This is a genomic window from Pseudoclavibacter sp. AY1F1, from assembly GCF_002931075.1.
Lineage (GTDB): Bacteria > Actinomycetota > Actinomycetes > Actinomycetales > Microbacteriaceae > Pseudoclavibacter.
Map to the genome: position 1 here is coordinate 72,215 of NZ_PSTQ01000015.1, position 8,361 is coordinate 80,575.

General features: G+C 69.4%; 10 protein-coding genes. 4 read left to right on the forward strand and 6 right to left on the reverse strand.

Annotated elements, in window-relative coordinates:
- Positions 1 to 46 precede the first annotated feature (46 nt).
- The gene (locus C5B85_RS17130) at positions 47 to 427 is read left to right on the forward strand and encodes a VOC family protein (protein WP_104287214.1); all 381 of its coding nucleotides are present in this window, start codon (positions 47 to 49) and stop codon (positions 425 to 427) included.
- A gap of 91 nt (positions 428 to 518) precedes the next feature.
- On the opposite strand, the gene C5B85_RS17135 is transcribed toward C5B85_RS17130, so the two are convergent.
- Complete coding sequence (locus C5B85_RS17135; protein ID WP_104287215.1) at positions 519 to 1,514, reverse strand: Gfo/Idh/MocA family protein; 996 nt, start codon at positions 1,512 to 1,514, stop codon at positions 519 to 521.
- Between the two features lie 170 nt (positions 1,515 to 1,684).
- Between C5B85_RS17135 and C5B85_RS17140 the strand changes: the two genes are divergently transcribed.
- The gene (locus tag C5B85_RS17140) at positions 1,685 to 2,251 is read left to right on the forward strand and encodes a dihydrofolate reductase family protein (RefSeq protein ID WP_104287216.1); all 567 of its coding nucleotides are present in this window, start codon (positions 1,685 to 1,687) and stop codon (positions 2,249 to 2,251) included.
- Between the two features lie 102 nt (positions 2,252 to 2,353).
- Here the strand turns inward: C5B85_RS17140 and C5B85_RS17145 are convergent, their stop codons facing one another.
- Positions 2,354 to 3,025: a response regulator transcription factor gene (locus tag C5B85_RS17145; protein WP_181064485.1), complete on the reverse strand. Its 672-nt coding sequence runs from the start codon at positions 3,023 to 3,025 to the stop codon at positions 2,354 to 2,356.
- A complete protein-coding gene (locus C5B85_RS17150; RefSeq protein WP_104287217.1) occupies positions 3,022 to 4,236 on the reverse strand; it encodes a sensor histidine kinase in 1,215 nt (404 codons plus the stop codon). Before C5B85_RS17150 ends, C5B85_RS17145 begins: the two co-directional genes overlap by 4 nt.
- A 117-nt stretch (positions 4,237 to 4,353) precedes the next feature.
- Between C5B85_RS17150 and C5B85_RS17155 the strand changes: the two genes are divergently transcribed.
- On the forward strand, positions 4,354 to 5,262 hold the full coding sequence (locus tag C5B85_RS17155) for a GAP family protein (RefSeq protein ID WP_181064486.1): 909 nt from the start codon (positions 4,354 to 4,356) through the stop codon (positions 5,260 to 5,262).
- Between the two features lie 63 nt (positions 5,263 to 5,325).
- Here C5B85_RS17155 and C5B85_RS17160 read toward each other — a convergent pair whose 3' ends face one another.
- The 3 genes from C5B85_RS17160 to C5B85_RS17170 form a co-directional block, all read right to left on the reverse strand.
- The gene (locus C5B85_RS17160; RefSeq protein WP_146078006.1) at positions 5,326 to 5,766 is read right to left on the reverse strand and encodes a thioredoxin family protein; all 441 of its coding nucleotides are present in this window, start codon (positions 5,764 to 5,766) and stop codon (positions 5,326 to 5,328) included.
- An 81-nt stretch (positions 5,767 to 5,847) separates the two neighbouring features.
- A complete protein-coding gene (locus C5B85_RS17165; RefSeq protein ID WP_104287220.1) occupies positions 5,848 to 6,315 on the reverse strand; it encodes a thioredoxin family protein in 468 nt (155 codons plus the stop codon).
- A 13-nt stretch (positions 6,316 to 6,328) separates the two neighbouring features.
- Positions 6,329 to 6,820 carry a DUF4395 domain-containing protein gene (locus C5B85_RS17170; RefSeq protein WP_104287221.1) on the reverse strand — a complete coding sequence of 164 codons (492 nt, stop codon included), beginning with the start codon at positions 6,818 to 6,820 and terminating at the stop codon, positions 6,329 to 6,331.
- Positions 6,821 to 6,976: 156 nt separating this feature from the next.
- Between C5B85_RS17170 and C5B85_RS17175 the strand changes: the two genes are divergently transcribed.
- The gene (locus C5B85_RS17175) at positions 6,977 to 7,906 is read left to right on the forward strand and encodes an aldo/keto reductase family oxidoreductase (RefSeq protein WP_104287222.1); all 930 of its coding nucleotides are present in this window, start codon (positions 6,977 to 6,979) and stop codon (positions 7,904 to 7,906) included.
- The last annotated feature ends 455 nt before the right edge of the window (positions 7,907 to 8,361 follow it).

Here is an 8,361-nt window from a genome sequence, read left to right on the forward strand (position 1 = left end):
GCGAGCGACGCTGAGAATGTCCGTGGATGCGGGCAGACTGGAACGCATGAGCGAACCAGCTGCCCGCGCCCACCATTCGATCGACTACCTCGAGTTCGGCGTCACCGACCTCGCCGTCGCCAAGCAGTTCTATGGCGACGCCTTCGGGTGGACCTTCAACGACTACGGCCCGGGCCCCAACTACGTCGGCATCCGTCGACCTGGTGGCGCGGAGACCGACGAGGTGGGCGGTTTCCGCCTCGACCCGCAGGTCACCCCGGGAGGTGCGCTGGTGCTCCTCTACTCCGACGACCTCGAGGCGAGCATCGCCCAGGTGCGCGCGGCGGGTGGGGAGATCGTCAGCGGACCATACGAGTTCCCAGGCGGCCGGCGCTTTCACTTCACGGACCCGGCGGGCAACGAGCTCGGCGTCTGGTCGAGCTCCTAGCGCGTTCCGGTCGAGCCTTCGGCAGGTCTCGGTTGGTCTCGGTTGGTCTCGGTCGAGCCCGGTCGAGCCCGGTCGAGCCCGGTCGAGCCCTCTACAGCGCTGCCGCCTGCGCGGTGATGCTGGCTCGCACCTCATCCAGCACGGCCATGATGGCGACTGACTCGTCGAGCGGCATGCGTGGGCTCTCGAGCTCACCAGCGTGCAGGCAACGCTCGACCTCGAGCGCCTGGAACTGCATGCCCCGACCGACGTGCTGGGGCTTGTCGAAGCGAAGGAGCTCGCGCCGACGGCTACCGCCGTCGTAGACCGTGAACGAGGTCGACGCGTAGAAGACGGCATCGACGTCGATCCACCCATCCGACCCGACGATGGCCGCACTGTTCGAGCCCGGGGCATCCATGCGCGTGAGCGTCGCCGAGCTGCGGCCTGCGCCGTGGCGCATCAGCACGGAGGCGGAGAGGTCGACGCCCAGCTCTGACGCCTCGCCGTCGACGAGGATCGTCGTGGCCGGCCCAAGCAGCTGCGAGGCCATCGAGATGCCGTACACCCCGAGGTCGGCCATGACCCCTCCGCCGAGCGAGGGATCGCCGTGGCGGCTCGTCGCCGACACGTCGAGGTTCTGGAAGTGCGAGCTCGTGAAGCTCACGAGCTCGCCGATAGATCCCCGCTCGAGGACGTCGCTGATCGCATCCGCCGTCGGCAGGAAGCGGGTCCACATGGCCTCCATCGCGAAGACGCCCTTGGCGCGGGCCGCCGCGACCACGCGCTCGGCCTCGACTGCAGTGCTCGTGAACGACTTCTCCACGAGCACGTGCTTGCCAGCCTCGATCGCGAGCAGCGCCTGCTCGGCGTGGAACGACTGCGGCGTCGCGATGTACACCACATCCACGTGCGGGTCAGCGACGATGTCCTCGTAGCTGCCGTGAGAGGCGGGGATGGAGAACTCGGCCGCGAACTCGGCCGCCTTCGCCGCATCCCGCGAGCCGACGGCCGCGACTTCGAGGCCCTGGGCCAACAGGTCCGCCACGAAGGTCTTCGCGATGTTGCCTGCCCCGAGAATTCCCCATCGAACACGTCTGGTCGCCATCGAAAAACTCTAACGTCGCTCCCGGTGGACCCGCTAGGACCCGACTGGGGATGCACACTCCCTGGGCCCTCGTCACGTTCCCCGCTAGCCTCCGACACAGTCGGAAGTGATCTAGCATTTCCATCGATTCGCACAGGCGCGAATCGACATCACTCTTTCAGGAGGACCTCATGCGCCAGCTGATCATCACCGCCTTCGTATCCGCCGACGGAGTCATGGAAGCCCCAGGCGGAGAAGAGGGCTACCGCAACTCAGGCTGGACCTGGCAGGACATCGAATTCGACCCGGCCGCCTACGCCATCAAGGGCACGGAACAGCTCGAAGCCGGTGCGCTCCTCCTCGGCCGGAAGAGCTACGAGGCGTTCGCGCCGGTCTGGCCCGGCATGACCGACGAGTTCCCGCAGTACAACTCCATGCCCCGCTACGTGGTCTCCACCACGCTCGAATCCGACGACCAGCGCTGGCCCGCGACGATCCTGCGATCCATCGACGACGTCGCCGCGCTCAAGGATGGCGAAGGCGACCCGATCATCGTGCACGGCAGCGCCGAGCTCGGCCAGACTCTCGCCGACGCGGGCCTCGTCGACCGCTACAACCTGCTCGTGTTCCCGCTGCTCCTCGGTGCCGGACGGCGCCTCTTCAGCGAAACCGACAAGGCCACGCAGCACCTCAAGCTCGTCGAGCACGAGGCCTACCCGAACGGCATCCAGAAGCAGGTCTTCGATGTGGTCAAGTAGCGCCGGCAGAGTCAAGTAGCGCCGGCAGAGTCAGGTGGCACCGCCTGAGTCAGGTAGCACCGCCTGAGTCAGGTGACGCAGCCAAGGTGGAGGTGCTGGGATTCACCTGCTGAGTCCCGCGCGCCTCGCCAGCACGGCGGCCTCCATGCGGGAAGCGACCCCGAGCTTCGCGAGCACCCGCGAGACGTGCGTCTTCGCCGTCGACGCGCTGATGTGCATCCGCTGACCGATTCCGACGTTCGAGAGCCCCTCGCCGAGAGCCGCGAGCACCTCGCGTTCCCTCGCGGTGAGCTCCTCAAGGCCCTGCACCTCCGGCGCCACTTCGGTGCCGGGCTCGCTCGTCGCGGCGAAGCGATCCAGGAGGCGCCGCGTCACCTCCGGCGACAGCGCGCCCTCGCCGCGGGCGACGGCCTCGACCGCCGACTGCAGAGCCGGGCCAGTCGTCGACTTCAGCAGGAACCCGGCGGCCCCGGCTCGAACGGCTCCGAACACGTACTCATCGAGGTCGAAAGTCGTGAGCACCAGCACCTGCGACAGGGACTCAGCGACGATGGCCCTGGTCGCCGCGATCCCGTCGGTGCCGGGCATCCGCACATCCATGAGTACAACATCGGGCCGAAGCGCCCGCGCGTTGCCGATCGCGGCCGCCCCGTCGGCCGCCTCGCCGACAACGTCGAAGCCGTGAGCCTCGAGGAGGAGTCTCAGTCCGGCCCTGATCGCGGCGTGGTCGTCAGCGATGAGCACCCTCACGCGGGTCGCGGTCGGCTCGGTCACGGTGCGCTCCCCGCATGCGTTCCCTGGGACGAGGTGGCCGCACCGGCGCCCCGAGGCACGGTCGCTGCGACCCGCCACCCCAGATCTCCCGCGAGCGGGCCAGCTTCGAGGGATCCGCCGAGGCGCTCGGTACGCTCGCGGATGAGACCAAGACCGTTCCCGGTGCCAGGCGCGTCATCGACGCGTCTGCCGCCCGTCGACGTGACGACCACTGAGATGGTGTCCGCAGCCTCCTCGAAGCGCACCTCGACCGCGGCCCCTGGCGAATGCCGCTCGGCGTTCGCCACCGACTCGGCCACGACCCGCGCGAGCGCCTGCTCCGTTGCAGCGGATGCGCTCGGCACATCCCCGACAATCGCCCCGTCGACCGAGCCTGCGGCTGCGACGATCTCGGCCACCTGGGCGAGGCGAGGCGGGGCGACCGGGGCCTCGCCTTCGGCGTCACCGCTCCGCAGGATGAGGATCATCGAACGCATCTCGTCGAGCCCGTCGAGGGCCGAGCTGCGGATCGCCTGCAGCGCCCCAGCCTCCCGCGGTGCGACCCCGGGACCCGCGAGGGCCGCCTCCGAGGTGATGGCGATCGCCGAGAGGTTCGCCGCGACCACGTCGTGGAGGTCGCGAGCCATGCGCTCCCGCTCCGCGCGCACGGCCTCGCCACGCTCGAGCTCGAGGAGCCGCTCCGCGTCATCCGCCCTCGCTTCCTGCACGCGGGCCAGCTCCGCGCTCTGCCGCACGGAACTCGCCCACCAGAGCGGGGTGCCGAAGATCGCGATGGCCTGCAAGCCGAAGAAGACTCCCTCGCGGAGCGATTCGCCGAGCAGGAGCGGCACCACACACGCGGCAACCACCGCCGCCGCGACGAGCGCCTGCACAAGCCGCAGAGCCATCGTCGAACCGAGCCTGCCGACCACGTAGAGGGCATCGAGCACCAGCACGGAAACACCGATGGCCCCGCCGAGCGCAAGCGTGGCGGCGGCCAACGCCACGCAGACGGCAAGCACCGCGAGTGGGAACCGTCGCTTCTGCGTGAGAGCCACGCCGCCGAGCGCGATCGCGCCAAGGCTGACGCCGAGCTGCTGGCCAGAGTCGAAGAGCGCGAGGGCCACCGCCGTCGCGACGACAACAACCGTCGTCACCCCGTCCTCGTCGAGCCCCGGGCGGGCCAGGACGCGCGGGGTCGCCGGAGCGCTGGGCCGACGCGGTGCAGTCATGGCACCATCCCAGCACACCGGCGCCCGCCAGGTGTCACCCAAACGATGTACCCCGCACGGGCGAGGGGCACCGTTCGGGCGACGCGGGCACCGGTCCCCGCGCACGAGGCTTGCCCCATGACCACGGAACTCCTGCTCTCACTGCTCGGACTTGCGCTCGTCGACAGCCTGAGCGCGGGCACGCTCCTCATCCCGATCTTCTTCCTGCTCGCGCCCGGGCGCATCCGACTCGGGCGCATCCTGACCTACCTCGCGACAATCGCGAGCTTCTACTTCCTCGTCGGGCTCATACTCACGGCGGGCGCCTCCGTGTTTCTGGAGAATGCCACGGCGGTGCTGGAGACCCCCGCCGCGTACGCCGTGCAGCTTGTGCTCGGGGCTGGGCTCCTCGCCGTCGCGATCCTCATGCCGACGAAGAAGAAAGTGCCCGTCGGCGCCGAGGTCACGCAGGGCGGGCAGATTGCGCAGGGCGGGCAAGTTGCGCAGGGCGGGCAAGACGGGCAGGTCACGCAGGGCGGGCAAGACGGGCAGATTGCGCAGGGCGGACAAGACGGGGAGGTCACGCAGCGAGCGCAGGGTGGCGTCACGCACGACATGCAGGGCCCCTCGGCGGATCTTGCACCGGCCCGGGGCAGGCTCGCTCGTTGGCGCGAGCGCGCGCTCGGCAGCGGCTCCCCCGCGACCGTCATCGTGCTCGCGCTTGCGGCCGGGCTCATCGAGCTCGCGACGATGATCCCCTACCTCGCCGCGGTCGGCCTCCTGACCGGGTCGGGCCTGGGCTTCGGCGGCTCGTCCCTGCTACTGGCCGTCTACTGCGTGGTCATGATCGTGCCCGCGCTCCTCCTCCTTTTCGCGCGGGTCGCAGCGCGTCGGACTGTCGAGCCGCCCCTGCGCCGGCTTGCCGACTGGCTGAGCCGCAACGCCGCCGAGAACACCGCGTGGATCATCGGCATCGTCGGATTCCTGCTCCTGCGCGACGCGCTTTCCCACTCGGCGAGCTTCGACTTCTGGCCTTTCAACACCTGAGGGCTGGCTGGCTGGGCGGGGCTGGGCTGGGCTGGGCTGGGCTGGGCTGGTAAGGCGGGAAGCTCAGCGCACGCTGAGCTCGATGAGCTGCGCCTCGACAGACTCGCGCAGCGGCGCCCCGTCGAAGCGTCCCGCCCTATTGCCGCCGGCATCGAGCAGTAGCACTGTCGGGGTCACGACGATGTCGTAGGGCAGCACCAGCTCGGGGCGGATGCTCGTGTCCACTTCCGCGAACACAACTCCGGCCGACGTCGCCGCGACGTCCTGCAGCATCCACCGCGTGAGTGCGCATTCTGGGCTGTCTGGCGCCGTGAACAGCACGATCGTCGCGCGGCGGCCGGGCAGCACGTCCTCCGGCAGCAGCTCGAGGTCGAGCTCGGATTGCTCGGGTTCCGGCTCGCCCTCGCCGTCGAACCGGCTGACGCCACGCCTCGCCAGCCACCCGACAACGGCGACGATGAGCACAAGCGCCATGATCACGAGCAACACCACTGATCCATCCACGGGCTCAGCCTCGCATATCCGGGGGTCGAAGGGGCACGCCAGTCTTCCGTCGGGCCAGCGGCCCGCGGCGCCGCTACGTGCTTAGCTGCTCAGCTGCAGCAGTTGATCCTCGAGCTCCGAGCGCCTCGGCGGGCCCCCGATTCGTGCGACGCGCGTCCCGGACTCGCCAAGCACCAGCACGGTTGGCGTCTGCCGGATGTCGTAGCTCCTCGCGAGGTCCTGCCGGTGCGTCAGGTCGACCTCCGCCACCACCACGCCGGGCGTCTGGGCCGCGAGCTGGTCGAGCATCCGCTTCGTCACCGGGCACTTCGCGCAAAACTCGGTCGAGAACAGGATGAGCGTGGCCCGCCTGCCCGGCTGCACCCCCTCGGCGAGGAGATCAAGGTCGGAGGTGTGTGCTGTCGACGCTTCGGTCGGTCCTGCTGTCGGCCCTGCTGTCGAATCTGCGGCACGCTTCAGGCGTCCGTTCGTGCGTTGCAGCACCAGGCCGATGACGGTCGCGACCACAACAAGCACGACAAGCACCAGCGCGGCAATCGAGGCATCCAAGGTGTGTCCGCCCCTAACTCTGCGCGGCCCGCTGCCGGATGACGCCGACGCGCAGGAGCAGCACGTACAGCTGGCAGCCGAGGCAGTAGCCGAACACGGCGTTCAGGAACGCGGCGATGAACGCGGCACCCGCGGCGACCGGCACCGCGAGCGGAACCCCGAGCAGGTGCAGCACGATCCCGAGGAACGTCACCGCGAACCCAACCCCCTGCGCGAACGTCGGCGGGGCCGCGTCCTCGGTCTCAGCCGGCGGGGCGAGCCGAGGGCGGATGACGGCCGCGAAGACGCGCCCATACGGGTGCCGCTGGATGCCCGCGAACGCGCCCCACGCGAAGAGCGCCGAGAGCGCGACAAGCAGCAGGAAGCCCGGCTGCGCCAGCCGCTCAGCGAACGCAGTCGCAGCCGGCGCGACGAGTCCGAGGAAGACCGTGACCAGGAGCAGCACGGCGGTGATGGCCGCCCCGAACCGCGGCCCACGAGGGTCGATGCGAATCTGTGCCGACATGATGCTCCAACTTCTGGGGACGATGCCTGGACGGAGGGCTTCCGGGCGGCAGTGGATGCTGTGCCGAAAGGGTAGGCGCGCGACGCGCGCAAGGGAACGACTGTGACGCTCCGAGACGACCAGCTTCGGCGCCCGCGGAGTTGAGATGATTCCCCCATGAAGACCTTCACTCTCCCGCAGACCGACGTGCGCGCCTCGAGCATCGTCCTCGGTCAGATGCGCATCATGGACCTCGACGACGAGCAGCTGCGCGCCCTCGTCGGCACGGCGCTCGACGCCGGCGTCAACGTCATCGACCACGCCGACATCTACGGTGGCGAGCGGCACGCCTGTGAGCGCCGCTTCGGCGAGGCCATCCGCTTTCCCCCCGCCGAGCGCGAGAAGGTGCTCATCCAGTCGAAGGTCGGTATCCGCGAGGGGTACTTCGATTTCTCGGCCGAGCACATCCTGCGCACCGTCGACGAGTCCCTCGAGGCGCTCGGCACCGAGTACCTCGACGTTCTCCTCCTGCACCGCCCCGACACGCTTGTCGAACCGGATGAGGTCGCGACGGCGTTCAACGAGCTCCACACGAGCGGCAAGGTCCGCCACTTCGGCGTCTCCAACCACACGCCTGCCCAGGTCGAACTGCTCAAGTCGGCAGTCGCGCAGCCGCTCATCATCAACCAGGTGCAGCTCAGCATCACGCACGCCCCGATCATCGCGTCAGGCATCGCCGCCAACATGGTCGGCCTCGACCAGTCGATCGACCGCGACAACGGCATGCTCGACTACGCGCGCCTCAGCGGCATCACGCTGCAGGCCTGGTCGCCCTTCCAGAAGGCGTTCTTCGACGGTGTCTTCCTCGGCGACCGCGAGAACTTCGCCGAGCTCAACGACGTGCTGGATGCGCTCGCCGACAAGTACGGCGTGACACCGACCGGCATCGCGACGGCCTGGATCACCCGGCACCCCGCGAACATCCAGGTGGTGCTGGGCACGACGACCCCGTCTCGCGTCGCTGAGTCCGCCGCGGGCTCTGACGTGCACCTCACGCGCGAGGAGTACTACCGAATCTTCACGGCGGCGGGCCACACGCTGCCGTAAGCGGCGCATGCCGCGCCGACGTCGTGAGCGCGGCCAGCGCGGGCAGCGCGGCCAGCGCGGCCAGCACAGCCAGCGCAGCCTCCGCAGCCAGCGCAGCCTCCGCGGGCACAGGCCCCAAGGCGCAACGTTGTGGCCCCTTGCTGTTCCCGAGCCCGGCAGCAGCACCTAGCCACAACGCTGGACGCAACGCACGAGTTCGATCACCAACTCACCGCAACGGCACCGCAAGGCACCGCGACGAGCAGGACCAGACAACGTTGTGGCCCCTCGCTGTTCCCGAGCCCGGCAGCAGCACCTAGCCACAACGCTGGACGCAACGAGCGAGCTCGATCACCAACACACCGCAACGGCACCGCGACGAGCAGGACCAGACAACGTTGTGGCCCCTCGCTGTTCCCGAGCCCGGCAGCAGCACCTAGCCACAACGCTGGACGCAACGAGCGAGCTCGATCACG